This window comes from Pseudomonas sp. JBR1 (assembly GCF_028198185.1).
Taxonomy (GTDB): domain Bacteria; phylum Pseudomonadota; class Gammaproteobacteria; order Pseudomonadales; family Pseudomonadaceae; genus Chryseomonas; species Chryseomonas oryzihabitans_E.
On the sequence record NZ_CP116340.1, the window covers coordinates 1,742,225 to 1,766,063 of the forward strand.

Genomic DNA, 23,839 nt, shown 5'->3' on the forward strand with positions numbered 1-23,839 from the left:
CCTGTAGGCAAAAAAGCCCATCACACATTCAGTCTGACTGTCCGAGTCGGTGCCACGACCCAGCGCATTATGCCCAGGGCATTTCTGGAGAGATCACGCTGTAGACAAGCGCTGCTGGCTAAGGAAGTAGGACATATCCATGGCCTCCAAGGGTTTACTGAAAAAAAAACCTTGGGCCTGATCGCATCCGCTATTCATAAAAAAATCTGCTTCGGCAGAGGTTTCTATACCTTCAGCTATCACCGTGAGGCCTAGGCTTTTCGCCATTGAGAGCATGGCACCGACCACCGCCTCCCTGCCGCTATCCAATTCGATATCATGAACAAATGACCTGTCTATTTTTAGAAAATCAAAGGGCATACGGGTCAAGTATGAAAAGCTCGAATAACCGGTACCAAAATCATCGAGTGCAAGCAAAACGCCCGCCTCTTTCAGCGCCTCCAACCTTATCAAGCATTCGCTCAAATCCTTTATAAAAATCGTCTCCGTTACTTCTAGCTGCAGTAGACCCGGATCCAGCTTACAATCGCGCAAAACCGTAGAAACGTAGTCTGCGTAGGAGTCGTCTTCCAACTCCAACGCCGACACATTGACGGCGATTTTGATCTCCCCTAAACCCAGCGACTTCCATTGGCCTATTTGGGTACAGGCTTCCTTTATCGCCCACCGACCTAACGCCACCACCAGCCTCGTCGCCTCAGCGACGGGAATAAAACTATTTGGCGCAACTTCTCCCAAAGCGTCATTGCGCCATCTCATCAACGCTTCAACACCTACAACCGCACCGTTCGAAAGATCGATCTTAGGCTGATAGACAAGCCTGATCTCGTTAAGATCGATGCACTGACGTAGACCCTCCTCGATTTTCTGCCGCTCCTGGGCCTGAGCGCCTATTTCATTACTAAAGAAAGTATACCCGTTTCGGCCGTTCTGTTTCGTCCGGTACATGGCAGTGTCAGCTTGCGCAATGAGCGAATCTATATCGACATGCTCATGCGGAGAAAACCCTATACCCATACTGATCGTAATATGAATTTCTTGGTGATCTATCAAATGAGGCTCATTGCAACTAGATATGATTTTTTTCGCGACTTTCTCGGCAGCTTCGCGACTCTTGAGTCCTGCGAGCAATACTAAAAACTCATCGCCTCCCTGTCTGCTTACCGTATCTTCCTCCCGCACACATCCCGACAGTCGAGCAGCAACCGAAACCAGAAGCTTATCGCCCACCGAGTGGCCAAAGGAATCGTTTATCCCTTTGAAGTTATCCAAGTCTAGAAAGAGTATTGCGACGTTTGAATGGTTCCTAACGGCGGATCGCAATGATTGTGCTGCCCTGTCACGGAACAACAGGCGATTGGGCAGATGGGTCAATTGATCATGCTCCGCCAGATAAGTCATCTTCGCCTTCATAGCGCGCTCCATCGAGACATCATGGAATACGATGACGGCCCCCGTTACAGCCCCCTTGTCATCGATCATTGGCGCGGTGGAGTCCTCGATGTCTATTGATCCACCGTTACGCCTCAGGAGGACAGCGCCTGCACTCAATCCTGTAGGTGCTAGCTTACTCAGCGCCAGTTCTACCGGATGAGGTATATCGCCAAATGCCCCATCAAGCTTGACTTTCATGACGTCGCTGACAGGCTTCCCTTTTGCCAACTCTTTCGGCCATCCCGTCAGCTTCTCAGCGGCGGGATTGATATATTCAACCTTTCCTTCACCGTCAGTGCCTATGACTCCGTCACTGATGGAATCCAGGGTGATCTTTGCTCTTGACAGAGCGCTATTGCGTAGGCGGTATCCTTCAGAACCTGTCCAAACGTCTTGTAACACCTGTATCAGGAGGCGAGGATGGGATAACTCATCACCTATATAGATATGCGCGCCTTCTTGAAGGGCGAAATCTACACGTGCGCGGAATGACTCCGACCCTAAAAGCAGAACAGGAATAGGAGAGCTTTTTTTGGCGGCGGCGCTCAAGAGCTCTAGGATTTTAACGGGCTTCAGGACGCTCTTTGTCAGTACCAGGACGATAACATCTGGCTTCTCCTCACCCTTGAGCGCCTCGAGCGCAGAACCAACACTATTAAATTGGGAAACACCAAAGACAGTAGACGTAGAACCAAGGCTTTTTATGAATCCAGTGGCTCGTGCCTTCGTAGAAACAACCATCAGATTGACGTCCATCACCACCTCTACCTGGCCAGGCTTTTTTAATATATCCACCAAACAATGACGCCATGAATCACGTAGCGCGTTCGACTGGATCCATCTATAAAATAACGATCATCAAATTATATTAAACCAAACAAATCCCTGATAATCTGCAATACATCCTGGACCTCACGCGCATCCTGGCACGGAGTCAAGAGCTCCATTGCGTGGAGCACCCACTAAAACCCTGCAGTCTACTTGTTTAAAAATCGGATTTTTTAAAACAATCAAAGACACTACCACCAGGAGGCCGTCGAAACGAAATAATAACCTAAGCATCCCCTTCACAATCCAAAGCCGCTCAGAACCCTTAAGGGCCTTCGATTATCGCCAACAGCAGGGAGAGCTAATCTCCTATTATCAGAGAGATACTCAGGTCATCCAAAACGGTCCTCTACCAAAAATCGAAAATAAGACTGGACAACAGTACCAGCAAGACCACGCCGATCAGCAAAAAATACAATACACCTTCTATAGACGCTGAATCTTTTTGCATATCTTCCCTACTAACCCATACGCGTGCCACACGCAACGCGTGAAGTCACAAAACAACCAAATGCAAAAAAAATACTGCAACTATTGAAATTCGCATTTAATTCATAGCGGCGCAAATACCCAGCCACGAATACGGCTAGAAAATCGCATCTACAGCAATGCTGTCGACCACTACCATTGGCAGGAACAGCTAAATCTTGCAGACAGGACCAGCCCTGCATCCAATCATATTCTTACGAAAGCACACCAAGCATTCCAAGTGAAGGAGACTTGGCTGCCACACGCCTTCATGGGCCATTTTTAATTATTGATCCGCCCTATACATCAAGAGCGGAATGCCTATGAGCGCCCTATCCATTACGCCGCGCCGATAAAACTAGGCAATAAGAGGGAATCCCTTCCCACCCTTGACAGCGCCATCTAATTCCAGCCAACGAACCCATTCACCGACGCCTTGGACCTGTTATGCCCAAGCCTTCGTGCCAATTACAGACTCGCTATAATCAAATTCTGCAACCAAGGGCATGCGTTCAGTACTCACGGTATATCTTGAGCTGCATTATAAGTGCAAAAAAGGGAATTTTCCGCTACTCATATTTCCTGCTATCAGTGACGCAAGCGGCAAACTTGAATGCAGCGTTCGGCATCTGGATCTTGGATATTTGACCCACCAGACCCTGGTCATTACGACAGCTATGAGAATGATGCGCCCCACGGCAAGGCTTGTCGGTGAACAGCTGAGAGTCAGGCAGCCGTAGCCCGCCCGACTCGCTATCCGTGGTAGTGCTTGAGCTCGAGGAGTCGACGTCCTTTGAGGGGATTCAGGGAGATCAAAGCTTCGGAAAGAGCGAGATGCCATTACCGAATAGGTCAATCGCCTGGCACGCCTACCAAAGCCTATCGGTAAAACGCCACTCCCCAAAAATCAACCAGCGCATCGACAGGATGAGCAGTAAAGAAAAGCGGCTCTTTATTACCAAAAAAAGTGACTGATTCAGTTCGCCACGCTAGGGAACCAACTTGTCGTTCCTGTCAGCTGTTATCGAACGGTCCGACAGTTCTCGTTGGCGCCGCTTCGCCATTTTCTCTAAACGTAATTCAGCATTCCTGGCTTGCGTTTCTTCCAGGGTAGGTCGTAAATCTTCCGGTCGCGCTCCGGCGTTTGTCCGAGTGTTGGATTTATCATCCATCTATGTTCTCCTGTAAGCGGCATTCGCCTACATCAGAAGTGTTACGATGCTCGCCGTTCAGTGGCCACTATTACCAGCGGTCTAAAGCCACACAGTGACTGGGGACCGGATGCCTTTCGGCACACGCTCTCGCGTCCGGATCCCGCGGGTCAGCGAGCCCTGGCAAGAGCCAGGCATTACCTAGACGGCCGAGGGGATACACAGCTTGCAGTACCCCTGCAGATCGACTGCCCACAACGACCTCCCCACTCCAGATCTGCCTTAACGGTATCGATCACATCAGCAATTGGGCCAAGCACGCCATTAGGCCAGTCAGAGCAATGCCGCCGATCACGGGTAAGAGGATCCAGAACGGGTTCTTCTGTTGCCTACGAAATCGCATCGACTTGGCGAGTACGGCACTCACCTTGGCCTGGGAGGCATCGATGCGACGGCGCGACTCAGCGCGGGCTTGAGCATGAGTATTCACGATCGACTCCTTTAGCGGCAGCGGCCTCCGCAGTCTTTTTGAAGAACGGAGACCGGTTGATAGTGCCTCCCGCCAAAATTGACTATTAGCCGGGAGATCCAACGCTTACGCCGGTGTCGACTTGACGATCTCTATCGGAGAACTGACCGCCTACTCGCGGTCTGCTAGCCAACAAGCTGGCACTTGAGCACATCCTGTTCCGGTGCCATGCGACACATTATCCAATCGCGGGTGGCGGCGCGCGGGCTACACTACGTGTAGACCCGCCAGTTCCACGGTTTCAGCACTGAACGCTGTCGGATGGCGATTTACGATAGCTTCGAAGATACTCCGCATCACCGCATCGGACTCGAAATCGGTGCGACACCGAAGCAGACCGGAATGGGAGACGCTGCGCTGCACTGCGGCAATTAGCCCACCAGCGCAGAGGCTCTTGATGATGTTATGCGGTAAACGCCCCGAGCGGCGCAACGTCGTTACGGCCTCGGCGAGGACATCGAGAATCTCCTCCTCCGCGGCTGAGAAGGGTCCCGTACCAAGCCTGCCTTTTTTCAGCAAGTAGCGGCGGGCCAGATTAAGCGCATGATGATCCAACTCGGCCTGGACCCTTGTGTTCATAACGCCACGCGCTTTAAGGCTGCTTTCCAGTGCGATGAGATAATCCCAGTTGAGAGACTGAGAAATCTGTGCGACGACACGATCCATAGTGACTGTCCATGCAAGAGCTAGCCTCAATGGCAGTCTGATAGCATCCGATAAGTATCGTTCCCGACCGTCCGTCTCGACACACGGAGGCCGTCATAACCCTGGAGCGTACTGACCTCTCGCTCCGCCTCCGAGCCAGATCTTTCGATCTCTCCGCTCCCAACACGGATCAGTTTAGCGAAGCACCGGGATTGAAGCGGGCGGACCTACGTCGTAGTAATGTCATGAACCGCCATCTCGGATTGCACAAGGACGAAGCTTAAAGATGCGTTTATAGAAAATTATGGAATGAAGATGTGTCTAGCTCATACGCGGTTGCCAAAAACTATTTATTAGCAATTGGCTGGAATGCCAGAGTTTAAGGCGAGTACGCAAATCATTCCAGGTAATGGCCATAGAAGATCGTATCAGCTTAGAGCACATTGGTAGACGTTCGGACGTCGGGGGTTCGACACGCTGATCAGGACAGCGATCCATCGCACCAAACTATACTTAATCTATCGAAGCCTACCGCTGATCAGCAACACCGCCATCTATTAAAACACGGGAAAAATTATTTCATCTTCGCTATAGCCATTTACAGATGAAAAAAGCTATAACGGCAGCTACTGACTAATCTGGAGGAGATCACAATGTCCTTGATCCAAGAGTACCGTCAAACCGAAGCTGCCATTGAAGAATTGAAGCAACGCTTGGAACAGTTGAACACTGATGAGCGTCTGCAGAAAGAGCTCGAGTTCGAAAAACAGCTACGTGCCCTGCTAGGCGAACACAACAAGTCGCTTCGCGACGTCATTGCCGCTCTGGACACAGAAGCCGGCATCAAAAGCACCGATCGCAGGAGTAACTCTGCCGCTGCAGCACAGCAGCGGCGGCCCCGCTCGTTGAAACGCTATAAGCACCCAGAAACTGGCGAAGTCATCGAAACTAAGGGTGGCAACCACAAGATACTGAAAGCCTGGAAAGCTGAGCACGGCGCCGACGTAGTCGAAGGCTGGCTTCAGAGCGAGTAATCACCTCCCAGCGCCGCATCAAGCATGCGACTCATACCAAGGTTGAGTCGCTGCACTATCAGTACTTCTGATGTTCCCGTAGGGAAAGCTCAACGCATCAGTAGTCGCCGCTTCGCTTCTACCGTTCGTCGGTGTCAAGCTTGCTGGGAACCCTTTCGCTGATTACTGTCTATCCATACAGTATCCTGAAAGGAGGTTTTCCCATGTCCATTTCGCGCCCTATCCCTCGTCTCTGCCACGGTTGTCCCGGTCGTTCTGTCGAGTACCAGAAGGTCATGGCGTCAGGGATTGAGCAGGTGGGCCGCTATGGACATGCTTGGTGATGAGCAGGACACCTTCGAACAGCAGCAGTCCCTCTTCCGTCCTACGGAGCTGATGTACTGCCGCAACCTTGTTGATCTGCTGACTGAAGAACTGGACCAGGTGCGTCAGTGCTTGGGGCAAGCCCAGCGCGCCAATCGGATTTTGGTCGCTGAGCGGGATGTCCTGACGGCGGAGGTACAGCGCCACCGACTGCGCTACGTCCAGTTCGTACAGGAAGAGAACCAATGCCACGTGCCACGGGGTGACCGGCTCATTCCGGACGACCGCGGCGACCCACTCTCGCGTGCCCAGCGTCATATCCTGCGGCTGGAGTCGATGAACTCCATCCTGCACGCAGACCTCTTCAAGGTACGCGCGCAGCTGCAGATCCTGCTTACCGAACGAGACAGCACGCCGTCGGCGCCGACGGGGGTGCAGCATGGATAACGCCGCCACCAATGTCGTTGCGCTTGACTCCCTGCTAGACAGTCGCCGCGTATGGCGCGGGCAGAGTCCTCACGTCGACGATGCCAGCACCCAGCCAACCGGGCACGCCTCGCTCGACGCCCAACTGCCCCTTGGTGGTTGGCCTGATGCAGCGCTCACCGAAATCCTGAGCGAGCGACCGGGCCTGGGTGAGCTGACCCTCGTGTGGCCAACACTGGCGCGCCTTACTGCCGCCGGCGAACGCGTCGTGCTGATCGCCCCTCCCTACCTGCTCTACCCGCATGCGTGGCTGCAGGCCGGCGTTGATCTTAGCCGGCTGAGCGTCATTCAGGTCCAGGGCAAGGACGTGCTGTGGGCGGCAGAGCAGTGCCTGCGCTCCGGTAGCTGCGGAGCAGTGCTCTGCTGGCCAAGCCGGGCGGACGATCGCGCGCTGCGCCGACTGCAGGTTGCTGCAGAGACGGGACAGACCCTTGCCTTTGCGTTCCGCCACCAGCGGGAAGCCGTCAATGCCTCACCTGCAGCGCTTCGCCTGGTGCTCGAGGGTTCGCCTCAGCAGCTGCGGGTGCTCAAGTGCCGCGGCGGCAACCCACCGGCGACTGCGCTGGCGTATCAGGTCTGGCATTGAGGGACGACCGCCATGAAATGGGCCTGCATTTTTTTCCCGCAGTTCGCGTTGGACGGTGTGCTGCGCAACTGTCCTGACCCAGACGAACCCCTGGTACTGCTCCACGGGCCTATCCAGCGCAGGATCATCAAGGCGGCGAACCCGGCGGCGTTGGCGCTGGGGGTCCGGCTGGATATGACCTACACCGCTGCCCAAGCAATCTGCCCGCAGTTTGCTACGGTGGAGTACGACGAGGCGGCGTTGCGGCGCCAGCACGAGCTGCTCGCAGCCTGGGCCTATGGCTTCAGCTCCCAGGTCAGCCTGCACTTCGCCGACGCCTTGGTGCTTGAGGTGCAGTCGAGCCTGCCGCTCTTCGGCCCATGGCCCAGGTTTGAATCGCGCCTGCGCCAGGAACTCACGGCGCTCGGCTTCGGCCATCGGATCACCCTGGCACCCAACCCGGTCGCTGCCCGGGTGTTGGCCAACGCCGGCGACAGCCTGGCAGTTCGGGACGACGCAGGCCTAGCCAGCGCGATGCGGACGCTGCCGGTGGCGCTCTTGGGCTTCGAGCCGGAGATCGTGCAGACCCTGAGTCGCATGGGGCTACGTCAGCTCAGCCAGGTGCTGGCGCTGCCCCGGGCGCAGCTTGCCCGACGCTTCCCCCTGAGCCTGCTCAACCACCTCGATCAGATGCTCGGCAGCAAGGTCCTGCCCATGGAGTTTTTTCTGCCACCGACCACCTTCACGCTCCGGATCGAGCTCAACTTCGATGTCGAGTCGACCCAGGCGCTGCTGTTCCCGCTGCGTAGCCTGACCTCGGATCTGGCCACATACCTCGCCGGCCGGGATATGGGGGCGCAACGCTTCACCCTGCGCCTAGAACATCGCGAGGCGCCGACAACCGAGATCGTTGTGGGTCTGCTGGCACCCGAGCGTGACCCGGCGCTGCTGTTCGAATTTGCCCGGGGCCGTCTGGAGCCCACCCAGGTGGTTGAGCCAGTGCTTGCCATCGGCCTGGTCGCCGACGAGCTACCCTCGTTCGTCCCTCAGCACCGCGGCCTCTTCGATGAGCGTCCGCAACAGACCATGAGCTGGGAGCAGCTGCGCGAGCGACTTCGGTCGCGCCTGGGCGACGACGCGGTCTATGCGATCGGCGCCCAGGGCGATCACCGGCCGGAGCGGGCCTGGCGGCGCGATACGCCTTCGCTTGCACTCCAAGCATTAGGACCGAATCGGCGGCCTGGCTGGCTGCTGCCGGCGCCGGAGCCTCTGGATGTCGATCAGCCACGCGTCCTAAGCGGGCCGGAGCGTATCGAGAGTGGCTGGTGGGACGGTGAGGATGCCCGTCGGGACTACTACGTGTTGGAGCTCGCCGACGGACGCACGGCCTGGGCCTTCCAAGCGCCAGCCGAAGGGCCGGGCTGGTGGGTGCAGGGGTGGTTTGCGTGACACCCGGCTATGCGGAGCTGCACTGCCTGTCGAACTTCAGCTTCCAGCGCGGTGCCTCCAGCGTCGATCAGCTGTTCGAACGGGCCAAAGCCATGGGCTATGAGGCGCTGGCCATCACAGACGAGTGCACCCTCGCCGGCATCGTGCGCGCCTGGCAGGCGTCGGAGAAGCACGACGTCCGGCTGATCCTGGGCGCGGAGTTTCAAGTGGCCCAGGGCCCCAAGCTGGTACTGCTGGTAGAAGACCTGCAGGGGTACCAGCAGCTGTGCCGGCTGATTACCCTCGCCCGCCGGCGTGCGGATAAGGGCAGCTACCGGCTGCTGCGCGAGGACCTCGGCCAGGTCGCCGGCCTCGTCGCGCTTTGGGTACCGGAGCGGGGAGCGGAGGCGGAGGCAACGCGCTGGCTCTTGGAGGTGTTTCCCGACCGGCTATGGATCGCTACGGGGCTGCACTTCGATCAGGACGACCAGGTGCGGCTGCAGCAGCTTCAAGGGCTGGGGGCGGCCTTGGGCCTACCGCTGGTAGCCGCTGGCGACGTGCACATGCACTGCCGCGGGCGCCGGGCCCTGCAGGACACCATCACCGCGATCCGCCATCACGTCCCGGTAGCTGAAGCCGGCCAGCTGCTCTTTCCGAACGGGGAGCGTCACCTGCGCACTCGTGAAGCCTTGGCGAGGTGCTATCCGCCCGAGCTACTGGCGGAGACCCTGCGCGTCGCCGAGCGCTGCACCTTCAGTCTGGCCGAGCTGCGCTATCAATACCCCAGCGAGGTGGTACCGGAGGGTCATACGGCCACCAGCTGGCTGCGTGTGCTCACTGAGGAGGGCTGTGCATGGCGCTGGCCCGAGGGCGTCTCGGATCGACTGCGCGCCCAGATTGAGAAAGAGCTGCAGCTGATCGCCGTCAAGGCATACGAGAGTTACTTCCTGACGGTGCACGACATCGTACGCTTCGCACGGCAGAAGGGAATCCTCTGCCAGGGTCGGGGCTCGGCCGCCAACTCGGCGGTTTGCTTTGCACTGGGCATTACCGAACTAGATCCAACCCGGATCAATCTCCTGTTCGAGCGTTTCATCAGCCATGAACGCGATGAGCCGCCGGACATCGACGTGGACTTCGAGCATGACCGGCGGGAAGAGGTCATCCAGTACATCTTCCGCCGTTACGGCCGGCAGCGCGCCGCGCTCACCGCAGTGGTATCCACCTATCACGCTGCCGGCGCCGTCCGAGACGTGGCCAAAGCCCTGGGTCTTCCCCCGGATCAGATCACAGCGCTTGCAGACTGCTGTGGCCGCTGGACCGACAATCTGCCGCCACCGGCGCGCCTGCGTGAGTCGGGGTTCGATCCTGATAGTCCCCTCATTCACCGGATCCTAGTGCTCACCGGTGAATTGATCGGATTCCCGCGCCACCTCTCCCAACACCCGGGCGGTTTCGTCATCGCCGACCAGACGATGGATACCCTGGTGCCGGTCGAGAACGCGGCCATGGAGGGTAGGACGGTCATCCAATGGGACAAGGACGATCTCGATGCGATGGGCCTGCTCAAGGTCGACATCCTCGCCCTGGGCATGCTCAGCGCCCTGCGCCGGTGCTTCGACCTGGTCAAGGGCTACCGGGGCAATGAGCTGACGCTGGCCACCGTCCCCCAGGAGGACAAGCCGACCTACGCCATGATCAGCCGGGCCGATACGCTTGGGGTGTTCCAGATCGAGTCGCGCGCCCAGATGGCCATGCTGCCGCGGCTGAAGCCGCAGACCTTTTACGACCTGGTGATCGAGGTGGCCATCGTACGGCCGGGCCCCATCCAGGGAGGTATGGTCCACCCGTACCTGCGCCGGCGGACGGGTCAGGAAGAGATCAGCTACCCGCCGGCGCTGGAGCGCGTCTTCGGCCGGACGCTGGGTGTGCCCCTGTTCCAGGAACAAGTGATGGAGCTTGCCATCCTTGCCGCCGACTACACCCCGGGGGAAGCCGATCAGCTGCGGCGCAGCATGGCGGCGTGGAAGCGTCATGGCGGACTGGAGCCACACCGGGAGCGGCTCACCTCACGCATGCGCGCTAACGGCTACACCGCCGAGTACGCCGCGGACATCTTCCGGCAAATCGAGGGGTTCGGCAGCTACGGTTTTCCCGAATCCCATGCGGCCAGCTTCGCCCTGCTGACCTACGCGAGCTGCTGGCTCAAATGCCACGAACCGGCAGCTTTTGCTGCGGCGCTGATTAACTCCTACCCCATGGGTTTCTACAGCCCAGACCAGATCCTGCAGGACGCCCGGCGCCACCGGTTGCAAACCCTGCCGGTGGACGTGACCTGCAGCGACTGGGACTGCAGCCTCGAGGCTGTCGCGGATAGCCGGCAACCCGCCATCAGGATGGGGCTGCGCATGGTGCGAGGCCTGGCCGAGAAACACGGCCGCGCGGTCGAACAGGCTCGCAGGCAGCAACCGTTTCGAGATATCACAGATCTGTGCCTACGTGCCGGTCTTGATGCCAAAGCACGCGAGCACCTCGCCGATGCAGGAGCGCTTAAGGGGTTGGCTGGTCATCGCTTCCAAGCACGATGGGCAATGGCCGCAATCGAGCCACAGCTTCCGCTTTTCGCTGAGGGCGCAGTCGTTGTAGAGGAGATCCAGGAACTGGTCGCTCCCACCACGGGTGAAGACCTCCATTCCGACTATGCCTCGTTGGGTACTACCCTAGGCCCCCATCCTCTTACCCTGCTCCGCCCCGAACTCATGGCTCAGCGTCTTATGAGCTCTCGTGACCTCAAGGAGCGACGCCACGGTCAGCCAGCGCGGATCGCCGGACTGGTTGTCGGTCGGCAACGCCCAGGCACTGCCAGCGGTGTGACCTTCGTAACGCTGGAAGATGAATTCGGGATGGTGAATGTGGTGGTCTGGCGCACCCTGGCGGAGCGTCAGCGACGGGAGCTGGTCGCGTCTCAGCTGATGCGTGTGGATGGCACCATTGAGACGCGAGATGGGGTGCTGCATGTAGTGGCGGGTAGGCTGCAGGACATTAGTGAGCTATTACAGGGGCTGGATACACGCAGCCGCGATTTCCACTAGGGACTTTACCCTTGTTATAACCAGGCCAAGTGACGGTGCTGGCTATTTCTTACGTGCCAGCCTATCAGCAGCTTGGTCTAAACATCCGCTTTCCCCACCCAATGCTCTCGTGGCCTTTGCAGATGCCCGGAGCAACAATTCGCTTGCATGGACCACTTGCTTATCTGCGAGGCGATCAACAGGCCCCGACAGGGTCAGAGCACCTTGCAAAAGTTGGCCGGGCCCAAAGACAGGGACGGATACCGCGGCGATTTCCGGGTCTCGCTCGCCCGAGGAGGATGCCCAATAGCACTCAGCAACGTCAGGCAGGTCACTAGCGGCCTTGTGCCCAAACACTCTAAGCACCTTTCCGGATGCACCTACGGCTAACGGAAAGCGATCGCCCTCGTGTACCGATACCTTGATGGCGCGCTTGGGCTCAACGCGAAAAAGCACGACTCTGCTCTCTCCTTCCTCGACGTAGAAGGAGGAGGTTTCTCCTGTTTCGTCCGAGAGATCCTGCAACAGAGGATAGAGGATGTCGCGTAGACGAAAGGACGTCTGGTAAAGGTTGGCCAACCGTGACGGCTCATGACCGATGGTGAACTGTCCATCTGCCAATCGCCGGATAAATCCTGCTTTTTCGATGGAGCTAATCAGGCGCAGGATCGTGCTCTTGTACAGCCCCGTGCGCCGGGCAAGCTCCGCCAGCGTTAGGACAGGATGATCGGCGTCGAACGCGCCCAGTATCGCGAAAGCGCGGTCGACGGCAGCGACGCCTTCGGAACTGCTACGGGCAAAGGAATCGGTTTGTTCGAGATCGGCAGGAGTCATAGGCTCTATCGGGAGCAATCGTTCAAGGGCCCGGAGCAATGCTCCAGATTCGCTCCAGTGTAGCCGCTGGAGCGAATCGGCAGCCAGAACGACGTTCTACCCTCAATCTTCGCGAAGGAATAATTTCAGTGACCCCGCCAACAGGGCCGCAGCGAAAAGAATGCAGCCCATGACCATCAAGCCTGCGGTAAAGGATTGAGTTTGCTCCTTCAGGTAGCCCATAAGGTAGGGGCCAACAAATCCACCAAATGCACCGATCGAGTTAATGAGTGCGATACCGCCCGCAGCTGCCTGACCAGTTAGGAATTTGGCAGGCAAGGTATAGAAGATCGTCTTGGCTGAGATGGTGCCGACCATCGCCAGGGTGATGCCGATAAGCGCCGGTACCAAGGCATTCATGTTCAGCGCGAAGATCAGCGCCAGGCCGCCGAGTACGAGTGCTACGACAAGGTTGAAAATCCCCTTGCCGGTACGATCAACGTGTTTGGCCCAAATCAACAGCCCCAAGGTAGAGAAGAAATAGGGGATGGCTGCGATCCAACCAATCATTCCGAACTCGACCCCCTGGCTCTTGAGCATCTGTGGCAACCAGATACCAATACCGTAAGTGCCAAGGGTGAAGCTGAAGGTGATCAGACTGAGAATCCAGACCCGAGGATCTTTCAGCGCATCGCGAAAACCGTGGTTCTTCTCAGACTTGGTTCCTTCGCTAGCAACCATTTCCTTCAAGGCTTCCCGCTCTTCAGTCGACAGCCATTTTGCCTCGTCTGGACGATTGGCGAGTAGACGCAAGGTGATGAAGCCGAGCACGCAGGCTGGTAGCCCTTCAATGATGAACATCCATTGCCATCCTTCCAGGCCCCAAACGCCGTGCATCTGCAACAACCAAATGGAAAGCGGCCCGCCTACCAAGAAGGAAATAGGCGTGGCTACGGTGAACCAAGCGAGCACCCGCGTGCGATAGCGGGCAGGAAACCACAGAGTGAGGAAGAAGATCACGCCAGGGAAGAAGCCAGCTTCGGCCACGCCCAATAGGAATCGCACCACATAAAAGCTGTAGGGGCCGACCACAAAAGCAGTAGCCGCAGCGGCCACCCCCCAGGTGATCATGATGCGCGCCATCCACAGTCGGGCGCCGAAGCGATACATCGCAAGGTTGCTGGGTACTTCACAGAGGCAGTAGCCGACGAACATGATGCCTGCCCCGAGTCCGAACTGGGCAGCCGTAAGGCCCAATGAACCCGTCATTTGCAAGGCGGCATAACCCACGCTGGTGCGATCTAGGTAGTTGAAGAAGTAAGCAAGCGCCAGCAGTGGAATCAGACGCCACGCAGCCTTGCGCATGGCACGACTCTGTAACTCTGTAGAAGCCTCTACCTGAACTGTAGAAGTCAGGTGGGCCGGTGCGGTGGTATTCACCATGACGATACCTCGTTGTTGTTCTTATAGGGTCTGTGGCTCATGAAGGGAGAGCGACGACAGACCGCGTTGCTGCCCCAGAGCTCACTCAGTCACCCCGGATAGTGCCGCCCCGCTCCAATCTTTCGATGTCTGCGGCGGTATACCCCAACTGCTCTAAAAGGCTTCTCGAATGGCTACCTAGCTCAGGAACGTCCAATCGGGTCCCGAAGCGTTCCCCATTCATTTCAATGGGCAGCATCGGCACTTTCACGGCCTCCCCACTAGGTAGCGAAACGTCAGCCATGCCTCCCGAGGCCAAGAGATGAGGATCGTCGACCAGATCCTGCGGTCGTTGAATGGGAGAGAACGGCAGACCAGCCTTTTCGCAAAGGGTCATGACGGTCTGCTTGTCGAGGCCATTGAGTCGCTCACGGATCCTGGGCAACAAAACATCACGCGCTTGAACACGCTGATTGTTGCGAGCCAATTCGGGATCCTGAGCCCACTCTGGGAAGTCGAAAGCCTCGCAGAAGGCCTGCCACTGGGTGTCACTCACAACACCCATGAATACTTGGGCATCCTCTTCACTGGTTTCGAACACGTCGTAAACTGCCCACGCGGAGATACGACTGGGCATTGGTGCTGCCGCTTTGCCGGTAACGGCCTTCTGCATCATGTGCTGGGCAACGAGGAACGCTGAGTTCTCAAACAGGCCCGTCTGAACAAACTGACCACGGCCGGTAGTACCGCGCTGTAGTAACGCTGCCAAAATGGAAATGGCGCTAAACATACCGCCCATGACGTCGTTGACCGAAGCGCCCGCACGCAATGGGCGACCTACCGGCCCCGTCATGTAGGCCAGGCCCGTCATCATCTGCACCACCTCGTCGAGCGCGGTACGGTTCTGGTAAGGGCCAGGGAGGAAGCCTTTCATCGAGCTGTAGATAATGTCCGGCTTGATCGCCTTTACCTGCTCGTAGCCAAGGCCCAGCTTTTCCATGGCGCCTGCCCGGAAGTTCTCCGTCACGACGTCAGCAGTAGCAATGAGCTTCTTCACCGCCTCCAGGCCTTCTGGAGACTTCATATCAACCGCAAAGCTCTTTTTGTTGCGGTTGTAGGTCATCCAGTAGCCGGCGCCAGACCCCATCAGCCGACGGGTGTTATCGCCCTCAGGTACGGGTTCGACCTTGATGACTTCTGCGCCCAAGTCCGCCAGAACCAAACCGCAGGTGGGGCCCATCACCATGTGAACAAACTCGATGACCCGAATGCCGGCGAGCGGCAGCGCTTTTTCCTCAAAATTGTTCATACAGCCTCCTGCGCATAGGTGAAGTTCTTACCCACACCTGCGTCAGGGATGAAACCGTAAAGCGCCTCGCCAGGCAGTCCTTTAACCAACCATTCGCGCGCCGCTACCAGACGATCGATGTCGATGCCTGTGCGCAGCCCCATGGCTTCCAGGAGATACACCAGATCCTCGGTCACGATGTTGCCCGATGCGCCGGGAGCGTAAGGGCAACCACCCAGACCGCCTTGAGACCCGTCGAAGGTAGTCACTCCGGCTTCCAGCGCCGCCACGACGTTCGCCAGTCCCTGACCTCGGGTGTTGTGGAAATGAGCGCTGCCGGCGCGTTGGCCGACTTCAATCCGAAGCTGATTGAACAACCGACGAACCTGGACGGGGGTGGCATACCCGACGGTGTCCGATAGGCCGATCTCGTCGACTCCGAGTTCGGCCATACGCGTGGCCATGCGCAGGCATTCGTCATCCGTGACCACGCCTTGGATCGTGCAACCGAAGGCCGTGGATAGACCGGCCTCGATCTGAATGTCGGGGTAATGCTCATCACGCAATGCAACAACGTCGCGAACCTCATCGAAGACCTGAGCGTGGGTCTTCCGAATATTGGCCAGGGAATGCGGCTCGCTCACGGAAATGGGGAGCGTGACTTTGTGTACGCCGGCAGAGAAGGCTGCTTGAGCGCCTTTGAGATTCGGAACGAGAGCCGTGACATAAAGGCCCGGCAGAGTCAGGGCATGGGCAACCACGTCAGCACAGTCCGCCATTTGCGGCAGCAGTTTCGGAGAAACGAAGGAACCTACTTCGATCTCTCTGATACCCGAAGCCGCAAGTGCGCGGATCCACTCACACTTGAGGTGGGTCGGCATCGTCGCCTTTACGCTCTGCAAGCCGTCCCGAGGGCCGACTTCGCTCACGAGAATGTCATTTGGGTACAGATCGCTCACGGTGATTCTCCCTTGCGGTTGGGGAGCCCGAAGAACAGGACAGCAATCGAAACGACTCGAATTTTTATGCTTGTTCTGTCAGGCAGAATGTCGTTCTGTTTAAAGTATCTTCACTTTTGATCTGCCCTGTCAACGGCACAAAAGGTCATTCAGCGGTAGATGTCGGGTCTATCCGGCGGGGGTTGACAGCAGAGACGAATAGCGCATCATTGTTCTGGCTAGAGAAATACCGTTCTATCAGACAGAACAATAAATTTGACTAGATCCAGTGATTGATCCGCTCGGGTACTACGAGTTGGAGACAAGCACGCTGGTCAGGAGAGCTGTTATGAGCCTGTTTGCGCCGCCCCAAGAACGCTCTACCGAAGTGTTCACCCGTATGCCCGAAGAGTTTTGGCGTGACGGTGACTCCGACTGGGTCAGAGCCAACAAACCGGGCCAGCGGGTAGCAAACTTCCTGGAAGGGCCATCCTTTGATCGAGATGGCAATCTCTATGTGACCGACATTCCCTATGGCCGGATCTTCCGCATCTCTGCCAGCGGAGAGTGGGCATTGATCGTCGAATACGATGGCTGGCCTAACGGCTTGAAGATCCACCAGGACGGTCGGCTGTTCGTGGCGGACTACCGGAAAGGCATCTTGGTCGTGGATCCTGTGAATGGTCGGATTGAGCCCTTTCTCACCCATAGGCGAAGTGAGAGTTTCAAAGGCGTCAATGACCTCTTCTTCGATGCTGATGGGTGCCTCTACTTCACCGACCAGGGTCAGACCGGTATGCACGACGCTAGTGGCAGAGTGTTTCGGTACGATCCCACCAGCACACGTCTCGATTGCCTGCTGGACAACGGCCCTAGTCCAAACGGGCTGGTTCTAGATCTCGAACAGAAGGCACTGCTCGTGGCCATGACACGCGGTAATGCCATTTGGCGGCTGCCGTTACAGGGCGATGGCCAGACATCGAAGGTCGGTGTGTTCGCCGCCATGGCGGGCGGCGTGAGTGGGGCAGACGGTCTAGCACTAGATACGGCTGGCAGCCTTTATGTCTGCGACGCGGGCCACGGCTGCGTCTGGAGCTTCGACCGATTCGGTGTACCCCTCTACCGCTATCGCACGTGCACGAACGGTCGCACGCTGACCAATCTGGCCTTTGGCGGGACTGACGGGCGCGAACTCTACATAACGGATTCGTCCACCGGCACCGTGCTCAGAACGGTCACAGAGCAAGCCGGCAAACCCTTGTTCTCCCACCGCGAAATCTAACTAGCCATCGCATCCGACGCTAGACCCTCCTGCCGTCCGCGATCTGCAGGCCGCTGGGTATCACCCCACAAATAAGAACTAACAAGAAGAGGGATCCATGCTGACCATCCTCAGTTACACCATGATCGTCTGTTTCATGTACCTGATCATGAGCAAACGACTATCGCCCCTGGTCGCCCTGATTTTGGTGCCCATCGTGTTCGCCTGCCTGGGCGGTTTCGCCAATGGGCTTGGCCCCATGATGCTCAATGGCGTGAAGATGCTGGCACCCACCGGCATCATGCTGACCTTCGCCATTCTCTACTTCTGCATGATGACTGACGCTGGGCTGTTCAATCCTCTCATCAAGGTCATCCTGAAAATCGTGAAGGGCGATCCGCAACGGATCGTGCTCGGCACTGCGGTCTTGGGTACCTGCGTCGGCCTGGATGGCGATGGCGCGACTACCTACATCATCACCACCGCAGCGCTACTCCCGCTGTACCGGCGTACCGGTATCAGTCTGCAAGTCATGGCGACGGTGTTGCTGCTTACGATCGGGGTGATGAACATCCTGCCGTGGGCCGGTCCCTTCTCCCGGGCAGCAAGCGCCATGCATGTGGACATCACCGATCTCTTCGTCGAGATGATTCCTATCATGGTGGCCGGGCTGGCGTGGGTATGGTTCGTGGCCTTTTATCTGGGTCGCGCCGAGCGTAATCGCCTAGGCATCATTAGTCTCGAAGACGGGGAAGGCCTAGAAAAGTTTACCGAGCAACGACTGGGCGACTGGCGCTTCCTATTCAACGCCGCGTTAACTATCACTCTGATTACCTTGATGATGCTCAACGTGATGCCGTTGCCCATCCTCTTCATGGTCGCCTTTGCGCTTGGTCTGGTGGTCAACTTTCCAAGCATGAAGGCCCAGAAGGACGTCATCGGTACGCATGCGGCCAATGTGCTGGCAGTGACACTGCTTATCTTTGCAGCTGGAATCTTCGTTGGGATCATGTCGGGTACCGGTATGGTGCAGGCGATCTCTGAAAGCTTGGTTGCCGTCATACCCGAAGCAGCCGGCCGCTACATGTCGACCTTCACCGCCTTCATCAGCATGCCTTTTACCTATGTACTGACCAACGACGCCTTCTACTTCGGCATCCTGCCCATCCTTGCTGAAACCGCGAACCACTATGGGCTCACTCATCAGGAGATGGCCATCGCATCGCTCATCGGTCAACCGGTGCACCTGCTTAGCCCGCTAGTGGCTTCGACCTACCTGCTCTGCGGCCTTCTGAACATAGACTACGGCGATAATCAGCGAGCTTCGATTGGCTGGAGCGTTGGGACATGTCTAATCATGTTCGTTGTTGCCGTAGCGCTGGGTAAGATCAGCCTTATCTACTGAAAATTCGTAACCTATTCAGAGCTTAGATGGCGATGCTGCGAAGGCTGCGTCCTCAGACCTTTTGCGATCTGGTGATCGAGGTGGTCGTCGTCCGGCCCGGCCCAGGGGGTATGGTGCATCCCTACCTCCGGCGCCGAAACGGTCAGGAGGAGATCAACTATCGACCCGAATTGGAGCGCGTCTTTGGCCGGACATTGGGTGTGCCCCTGTCCCAGGAGCAGGTAATGGAGCTTGCCATTCTGGCTGCCACCTACACCTCAAGCGAAGCCGATTAGTTGCGCCGCAGTATGCCGGCGTGGAAGCGCCATGAGGGCTTGGAGCCGCATCGAGAGCAGCTCACCTCGCGCATGCTCGCCAATGGTTACACCGTCGAGTATGCCGCGGACATCTTCCGGCAGATCGAGGGGTTCGGCAGCTACGGTTTCCGGAGTCCCACGCGGCCAGCTTCGCCTGCTTACCTACGCCAGCTGCTGGTTAAAATGCCATGAGCCGGCGGCCTTCGCCGCAGCGCTGATCAACTCCTACCCCATGGGCTTCTACAGCCCCCGACCAGTTCCTGCAGGACACCCGGCGCCATAGGCTGCAGACCCTTCCGGTGGACGTGACCCGCAGCGATTGGGAATGCAGCCTCGAGCCAGTCGCTGACAGCTCGCAGCCGGCTATCAGGATGGGACTGCGGATGGTGCGAGGCCTGGCCGAGAAAGCAGGGCGCGCTGCTGAGCAGGCCCGCTGGCAGCGGCCATTCCGCGATGTCACAGATCTGTGCCTGCGCGCAGGCCGCGATGCCAAGGCACGGGAGAGCATGGCGGATGAGGAAGCCTTAAAGGGCCTGGCAGGGCACCGGTTCCAGGCGCGCTGGGCGATGGCCGCGATCGAGCCGCAGCTGCCCTTCTTTACTGAGGGCGTTGTGGTGGAAGAGGAGATCCAGGAGCTGGTCGCATCGACCGTGGGTGAGGACCTCTATTCGGACTATGCCTCCTTGGGTACCACTCTGGGGCCGCACCCACTCACCTTGCTGCGGCCGGAGGTGTCGGCCCGGCGGCTGATGAGCTCGGAGGAGCTGAAAGAGCGGCGCCATGGGCAGCCTGCCCGGGTCGCCGGTCTGGTGGTTGGCCGACAGCGGCCAGGTACCGCCAGCGGTGTGACCTTCGTGACGCTCGAGGACGAGTATGGGATGGTGAACGTGGTGGTGTGGCGGACCTTAGCGGAGCGCCAGCGGCGGCAGCTGGTGGCGTCTCAGTTGCTGCGAGTGGATGGGACCTTTGAGACGCGGGACGGGGTTCTGCACGTGGTAGCCGGCAGGTTGGAGAACCTTAGCGAGCTACTGCAGGGCCTTGATACGCGAAGTCGGGATTTCCACTAGGCAGTCAGTTACGCTGGTCCTCAGTATTCAAAGGGCGATCAGCTACCGGCCTGACCGCTCTTCCATCATGTCGCGATAACGAGTGAGCGCGGTCCCCCCGTCGCCCCTGATAGCAGCAACCTACGAACTTTTAATAGTTGGATTGTTTTACTTTAGGTTTGACTAATGAGTGTCCGAGGTGACAGACAGCGGCAATGCCGACGAACAGGAAGATGAGAGGAGCGAAATCCATCGCCAGACCTTGCTGGTCAAGCGGATGACCGCTGAGCTCTGCAATAAAGACCAGTGTGATCATTGAACAGATGATTGCGAAGGCACACCCCCGAGAGATTTTGTAACCCTTCCACAAGTGCGCGGCGCGCTTTGACCATACGTCGTTTTTCATAGTCCTCTCCGAAACAAATCCAGCGCCATTAGAACAGCAGCAAAATCACATGCCGTCAAAGCTGGCGACTCCGATCCGGAATGGCTTCCACTCATTTTCTGGAGTACCGGGGAGGCAGATCGCCACACTCACCTGCTGCCCAGCCTGTGGATCGGCCGGCTTTATCGCCACGTGACGATAAACGGTGAAGTCGGGCCTGTACATCGTTGAGCTCTGGCTCCGGTGGTACTCCCAGATGCCGTACCCATTCGAGGTACTGACCTGGCGCTCGAGGTTGATCACCCCACCTTTTTCCAGCCGAATCACTAGCGCCCTGGTAGCCCTCTCAGCCAAAGCAAGCATCATAGCCTGCCTGCTTTCAGGCGACGGCCAAAGGGCGATCTATGGCCTGTTCAACCCCGAAACCTAACCTCCTGAGACCTGGATAAGGTTTCCTGCTGACCCCCTTCAAAGCTTCTGCGACCGTGCACGGCATCCTGTGCGAGGTCCCCTATGAAGTGCCCTTCCCTGTCACAAACGCTCGTCGCAACCGGCTTTGCAGCCTTGTCTGGGGCCTGCCTGTATCTCTACGTTGAGCTGTCCCATGTCAATCGCGACCTGAACGCCGCGGCTGATCAGAACACCGTCCACGCCATTACTCAGCGTCTGGACAAGATGCAGGACGAGATGGATGGCTTCGCCGGCGGCAAGCCGGTCCAGGATGCGGACTTCCGGGCGAGCCAGCAGGCGCTGTCCCAGCGTATCGATACCGCCCAGGCCATGCTGGTGGAGATCCAGCGCGCCAACCAGGCCGCGCTGCAAGGCATGGCCCAGTCTGGCGACCTGGTTGTGCTCGAGGCCAAGCTGGAAGGCCTGCAAAACGACCTGGGGGACCTGCGCAGAAAAGCAGTGGAGCCTGCCAAGACATCGCCGCCGCTGATCGTTCCTAAGCAGCGCAGCGCGCCGACAACCGCCCGCAAATCCGAGCCGCCCAAGCCGATCGAGACGCCTCCTCCCTTCACCGTGGTCGGCATCGAGTACCGCGGCGGTGAGCGCTTCCTCTCCGTCGCTCCGCCCGGTAGCACCCAGCTCAGCGAGCTCTACCTGGTGCGCCCAGGAGACAACGTCGGCGGCACCCGCTGGCGGCTGGCCAACCTCGACGACCGCCAGGCGCAGTTCAGCGTCGACGGTTCGACCCGCACCCTTTCCGTCAAGTAGTAGAGGCAACTCATGCGCCCCCAGTCCCCTCTCTTCCCCGCGAGCCTTGCGATCGCCCTCATCCTGCTCTCACCATCCGCGCCGGCACTCACCGCAGACCTTGTCGCCCCCCAAGTCTTCTCCGGCGAAACGGGTAGCGCTGAGCGCCAAAGCGCGGTCCAGCGTAACGACAGCGCCATCGCCCAAGAGTGGGGCCTGAGCAGTCAGGAATTCCAGCGCTACCGGACCCTGATGCAGGGCAGTCGTGGCGTCTACTCGCCCGGTCTGGATCCGCTCACCGCTCTGGGCATCGAAGCCCAGTCCGATGCCGAGCGGCGCCGCTACGCAGAGCTGCAGGTTCGCGCCGAGGCGCAGCGGGTGCAGAAGGAGCTGGCCTATGACCAGGCCTACCGTGACGCCTGGAATCGCCTCTACCCGAACCTGCAGCCGGTGCAGGCCGGCGGCCAATCAGCGCCTCAGGCCAGCCCGGCCGTGCGCGGCAATGGGCGGCTCGCCGTGTTCGTGACCGATAACTGCGCCGCCTGCACCGAGCGGGTCCAGGCGCTGCAGAGCGCTGGCCAGGGCTTCGACCTCTACCTGATCGGCAGTCAGAACGACGATGCCCGGATCCGCCGCTGGGCCGTGCTCGCCGGCGTCGATCCGGCCAAAGTGCGCGGACGGCAGATCACCCTCAACCACGACGCCGGCCGCTGGGTCCAGCTGGGCCTGGGCGGCGAGTTACCGGCCGTTGTCCGCGAGGTGAATGGGCAATGGCTACGGCAATGATCAAGGCGCTCGGCGCCGGCGTGATCCTGCAGGCGCTTGCGATTGGCGCCCAGGGGTCCGAGACACCGCCGCCCGCCTATCAACTGGCGGCCTATCAGGCGGGCATCCCCTCCGAGGTGCTGTACTCGGTGGCTCTGCAGGAGAGTGGTACCCGCCTGCGCGGCAGAGGCCCACAGCTGGTCCCCTGGCCCTGGACGCTCAATGTCGCCGGCGCGGGCTATCGCTTCGCCACCCGCGCTGATGCCTGCACGGCCCTTTTGGTAGCGCTGCAAACAGTAGGCCCTAAGCGCGTCGACGCCGGACTGATGCAGATAAATATGGGTTGGAATGGCCATCGCTTCGGCGCAGGCGCACCGCCTTGCTCTGCGCTCGCCCCATACAAGAACCTCAAGGTGGGTACCGACATCCTGGCCGAGCTACGCGCCCAGGGCGGCGACTGGATCAATGTCGCCGGCCGCTATCACCGTCCCGCTGGCGGCGCCCCCGCTGCCAAGTACCGCGAGCTCTTCGCCAAACACCTGAGCCGGGTCACCGGCGTGACCTTGCTGGCCTCGAACCCATGAAGCAGATCCTCTCGCTCCTCATCCTAACTATGACGCTGCCGCTGGCCGCCCAGGCCGCCAGTCTTACCGTGGTCGAAGACCGCGGCGGCGTCTCTGCCCTGCCCTACTACCAGAGCCTGAACCCGGAGCCGGTACAGGCACAGCGGCAAGCACCGCTGCCTCAGCCTGCCCAAGCCCTGGGCTTCCCCGTGCGATCGCAACGGCTCACCCCCGGCAAAGTCCAGGGGCGCGCACTGAACGCACCGGGCCTGCAGCCCTTTTTCCTGATCGGCGATGACGACCTGTCTCGCCAGTGGCTGGCCAGCCGTGGCGAGACTCTGCAGCGCCTCGGCGCCGCTGGCCTGGCGGTCAATGTGGCCAGCGCCCAGCGCCTGGCCGCGATCCGCAGCTGGGCCCCCGGGCTGGCCATCAGCCCCATGGTCGGCGATGACCTGGCCGCCCGCCTCGGGCTCAACCACTACCCCGTGCTCATCACCCCCACCGCTCTGGAGCAATAG

Annotated in this window: 19 protein-coding genes and 1 pseudogene; 12 read left to right on the top strand and 8 right to left on the bottom strand. The window is 58.8% G+C overall.

Annotated elements, in window-relative coordinates:
* Positions 1-93: 93 nt before the first annotated feature.
* From PJ259_RS08035 to PJ259_RS08045, 3 genes are all read right to left on the bottom strand, one after another.
* Positions 94-2,190 (bottom strand): putative bifunctional diguanylate cyclase/phosphodiesterase, encoded by a 2,097-nt coding sequence (locus tag PJ259_RS08035; protein WP_271655406.1) that lies wholly within the window; start codon positions 2,188-2,190, stop codon positions 94-96.
* 1,986 nt (positions 2,191-4,176) lie between these two features.
* Positions 4,177-4,371 (bottom strand): hypothetical protein, encoded by a 195-nt coding sequence (locus PJ259_RS08040; protein ID WP_059315491.1) that lies wholly within the window; start codon positions 4,369-4,371, stop codon positions 4,177-4,179.
* 246 nt (positions 4,372-4,617) lie between these two features.
* On the bottom strand, positions 4,618-5,076 hold the full coding sequence (locus PJ259_RS08045; RefSeq protein ID WP_059315492.1) for a hypothetical protein: 459 nt from the start codon (positions 5,074-5,076) through the stop codon (positions 4,618-4,620).
* A gap of 632 nt (positions 5,077-5,708) precedes the next feature.
* On the opposite strand from PJ259_RS08045, the gene PJ259_RS08050 reads away from it, so the two are divergent.
* The 5 genes from PJ259_RS08050 (at position 5,709) to PJ259_RS08070 (ending at position 11,963) form a co-directional block, all read left to right on the top strand.
* Positions 5,709-6,089 (top strand): histone-like nucleoid-structuring protein, MvaT/MvaU family, encoded by a 381-nt coding sequence (locus PJ259_RS08050; RefSeq protein WP_271655407.1) that lies wholly within the window; start codon positions 5,709-5,711, stop codon positions 6,087-6,089.
* A 306-nt stretch (positions 6,090-6,395) separates the two neighbouring features.
* The gene (locus PJ259_RS08055) at positions 6,396-6,839 is read left to right on the top strand and encodes a hypothetical protein (RefSeq protein ID WP_271655408.1); all 444 of its coding nucleotides are present in this window, start codon (positions 6,396-6,398) and stop codon (positions 6,837-6,839) included.
* Positions 6,832-7,464, top strand: a complete 633-nt coding sequence (imuA, locus tag PJ259_RS08060) for a translesion DNA synthesis-associated protein ImuA (protein ID WP_271655409.1) — start codon at positions 6,832-6,834, stop codon at positions 7,462-7,464. Before PJ259_RS08055 ends, imuA begins: the two co-directional genes overlap by 8 nt.
* A 12-nt stretch (positions 7,465-7,476) precedes the next feature.
* Positions 7,477-8,892 carry a Y-family DNA polymerase gene (locus PJ259_RS08065; RefSeq protein WP_271655410.1) on the top strand — a complete coding sequence of 472 codons (1,416 nt, stop codon included), beginning with the start codon at positions 7,477-7,479 and terminating at the stop codon, positions 8,890-8,892.
* Complete coding sequence (locus PJ259_RS08070; protein ID WP_271655411.1) at positions 8,889-11,963, top strand: error-prone DNA polymerase; 3,075 nt, start codon at positions 8,889-8,891, stop codon at positions 11,961-11,963. The genes PJ259_RS08065 and PJ259_RS08070 overlap by 4 nt, the downstream gene beginning before the upstream one ends.
* Before the next feature lie 42 nt (positions 11,964-12,005).
* Here the strand turns inward: PJ259_RS08070 and PJ259_RS08075 are convergent, their stop codons facing one another.
* From PJ259_RS08075 to PJ259_RS08090, 4 genes are all read right to left on the bottom strand, one after another.
* The gene (locus tag PJ259_RS08075; RefSeq protein ID WP_271655412.1) at positions 12,006-12,776 is read right to left on the bottom strand and encodes an IclR family transcriptional regulator; all 771 of its coding nucleotides are present in this window, start codon (positions 12,774-12,776) and stop codon (positions 12,006-12,008) included.
* Between the two features lie 102 nt (positions 12,777-12,878).
* Positions 12,879-14,198: an MFS transporter gene (locus PJ259_RS08080; RefSeq protein WP_271655413.1), complete on the bottom strand. Its 1,320-nt coding sequence runs from the start codon at positions 14,196-14,198 to the stop codon at positions 12,879-12,881.
* Positions 14,199-14,283: 85 nt separating this feature from the next.
* Positions 14,284-15,486, bottom strand: coding sequence for a CaiB/BaiF CoA transferase family protein (locus tag PJ259_RS08085; RefSeq protein ID WP_059315498.1), 1,203 nt, complete (start codon positions 15,484-15,486; stop codon positions 14,284-14,286).
* Positions 15,483-16,424 (bottom strand): hydroxymethylglutaryl-CoA lyase, encoded by a 942-nt coding sequence (locus tag PJ259_RS08090; RefSeq protein WP_271655414.1) that lies wholly within the window; start codon positions 16,422-16,424, stop codon positions 15,483-15,485. Before PJ259_RS08090 ends, PJ259_RS08085 begins: the two co-directional genes overlap by 4 nt.
* Before the next feature lie 328 nt (positions 16,425-16,752).
* On the opposite strand from PJ259_RS08090, the gene PJ259_RS08095 reads away from it, so the two are divergent.
* The 3 genes and pseudogenes from PJ259_RS08095 to PJ259_RS08105 form a co-directional block, all read left to right on the top strand.
* Positions 16,753-17,685, top strand: a complete 933-nt coding sequence (locus PJ259_RS08095; RefSeq protein WP_271655415.1) for an SMP-30/gluconolactonase/LRE family protein — start codon at positions 16,753-16,755, stop codon at positions 17,683-17,685.
* A gap of 97 nt (positions 17,686-17,782) precedes the next feature.
* Complete coding sequence (locus PJ259_RS08100) at positions 17,783-19,069, top strand: CitMHS family transporter (RefSeq protein ID WP_271655416.1); 1,287 nt, start codon at positions 17,783-17,785, stop codon at positions 19,067-19,069.
* A 26-nt stretch (positions 19,070-19,095) separates the two neighbouring features.
* Positions 19,096-20,432: pseudogene (locus PJ259_RS08105) on the top strand (helix-hairpin-helix domain-containing protein); the annotation flags it as partial.
* Between the two features lie 130 nt (positions 20,433-20,562).
* Here the strand turns inward: PJ259_RS08105 and PJ259_RS08110 are convergent.
* Complete coding sequence (locus tag PJ259_RS08110) at positions 20,563-20,817, bottom strand: hypothetical protein (protein ID WP_271655417.1); 255 nt, start codon at positions 20,815-20,817, stop codon at positions 20,563-20,565.
* A gap of 492 nt (positions 20,818-21,309) precedes the next feature.
* Here PJ259_RS08110 and PJ259_RS08115 point away from each other — a divergent pair, with 492 nt between their 5' ends.
* Genes PJ259_RS08115 through PJ259_RS08130 form a run of 4 tightly spaced genes read left to right on the top strand, consistent with a single transcriptional unit; the run spans position 21,310 to position 23,839 of the window.
* Positions 21,310-22,014 (top strand): hypothetical protein, encoded by a 705-nt coding sequence (locus PJ259_RS08115; protein ID WP_271655418.1) that lies wholly within the window; start codon positions 21,310-21,312, stop codon positions 22,012-22,014.
* Between the two features lie 12 nt (positions 22,015-22,026).
* Positions 22,027-22,779, top strand: a complete 753-nt coding sequence (locus PJ259_RS08120; protein WP_271655419.1) for a TIGR03759 family integrating conjugative element protein — start codon at positions 22,027-22,029, stop codon at positions 22,777-22,779.
* Positions 22,764-23,342, top strand: coding sequence for a transglycosylase SLT domain-containing protein (locus PJ259_RS08125; RefSeq protein WP_271655420.1), 579 nt, complete (start codon positions 22,764-22,766; stop codon positions 23,340-23,342). Before PJ259_RS08120 ends, PJ259_RS08125 begins: the two co-directional genes overlap by 16 nt.
* On the top strand, positions 23,339-23,839 hold the full coding sequence (locus PJ259_RS08130; RefSeq protein WP_271655421.1) for an integrating conjugative element protein: 501 nt from the start codon (positions 23,339-23,341) through the stop codon (positions 23,837-23,839). Before PJ259_RS08125 ends, PJ259_RS08130 begins: the two co-directional genes overlap by 4 nt.

What these genes read in the sequence shown, in the direction of transcription:
- PJ259_RS08035 (WP_271655406.1), bottom strand. Translation starts at nt 2,190, where the DNA reads ATGGACGTCAATCTGATGGTTGTTTCTACGAAGGCACGAGCCACTGGA.
- PJ259_RS08045 (WP_059315492.1), bottom strand. Translation starts at nt 5,076, where the DNA reads ATGGATCGTGTCGTCGCACAGATTTCTCAGTCTCTCAACTGGGATTAT.
- PJ259_RS08050 (WP_271655407.1), top strand. Translation starts at nt 5,709, where the DNA reads ATGTCCTTGATCCAAGAGTACCGTCAAACCGAAGCTGCCATTGAAGAA.
- PJ259_RS08055 (WP_271655408.1), top strand. Translation starts at nt 6,396, where the DNA reads ATGGACATGCTTGGTGATGAGCAGGACACCTTCGAACAGCAGCAGTCC.
- imuA (WP_271655409.1), top strand. Translation starts at nt 6,832, where the DNA reads ATGGATAACGCCGCCACCAATGTCGTTGCGCTTGACTCCCTGCTAGAC.
- PJ259_RS08065 (WP_271655410.1), top strand. Translation starts at nt 7,477, where the DNA reads ATGAAATGGGCCTGCATTTTTTTCCCGCAGTTCGCGTTGGACGGTGTG.
- PJ259_RS08075 (WP_271655412.1), bottom strand. Translation starts at nt 12,776, where the DNA reads ATGACTCCTGCCGATCTCGAACAAACCGATTCCTTTGCCCGTAGCAGT.
- PJ259_RS08080 (WP_271655413.1), bottom strand. Translation starts at nt 14,198, where the DNA reads ATGGTGAATACCACCGCACCGGCCCACCTGACTTCTACAGTTCAGGTA.
- PJ259_RS08085 (WP_059315498.1), bottom strand. Translation starts at nt 15,486, where the DNA reads ATGAACAATTTTGAGGAAAAAGCGCTGCCGCTCGCCGGCATTCGGGTC.
- PJ259_RS08095 (WP_271655415.1), top strand. Translation starts at nt 16,753, where the DNA reads ATGAGCCTGTTTGCGCCGCCCCAAGAACGCTCTACCGAAGTGTTCACC.
- PJ259_RS08100 (WP_271655416.1), top strand. Translation starts at nt 17,783, where the DNA reads ATGCTGACCATCCTCAGTTACACCATGATCGTCTGTTTCATGTACCTG.
- PJ259_RS08110 (WP_271655417.1), bottom strand. Translation starts at nt 20,817, where the DNA reads ATGAAAAACGACGTATGGTCAAAGCGCGCCGCGCACTTGTGGAAGGGT.
- PJ259_RS08115 (WP_271655418.1), top strand. Translation starts at nt 21,310, where the DNA reads ATGAAGTGCCCTTCCCTGTCACAAACGCTCGTCGCAACCGGCTTTGCA.
- PJ259_RS08120 (WP_271655419.1), top strand. Translation starts at nt 22,027, where the DNA reads ATGCGCCCCCAGTCCCCTCTCTTCCCCGCGAGCCTTGCGATCGCCCTC.
- PJ259_RS08125 (WP_271655420.1), top strand. Translation starts at nt 22,764, where the DNA reads ATGGCTACGGCAATGATCAAGGCGCTCGGCGCCGGCGTGATCCTGCAG.
- PJ259_RS08130 (WP_271655421.1), top strand. Translation starts at nt 23,339, where the DNA reads ATGAAGCAGATCCTCTCGCTCCTCATCCTAACTATGACGCTGCCGCTG.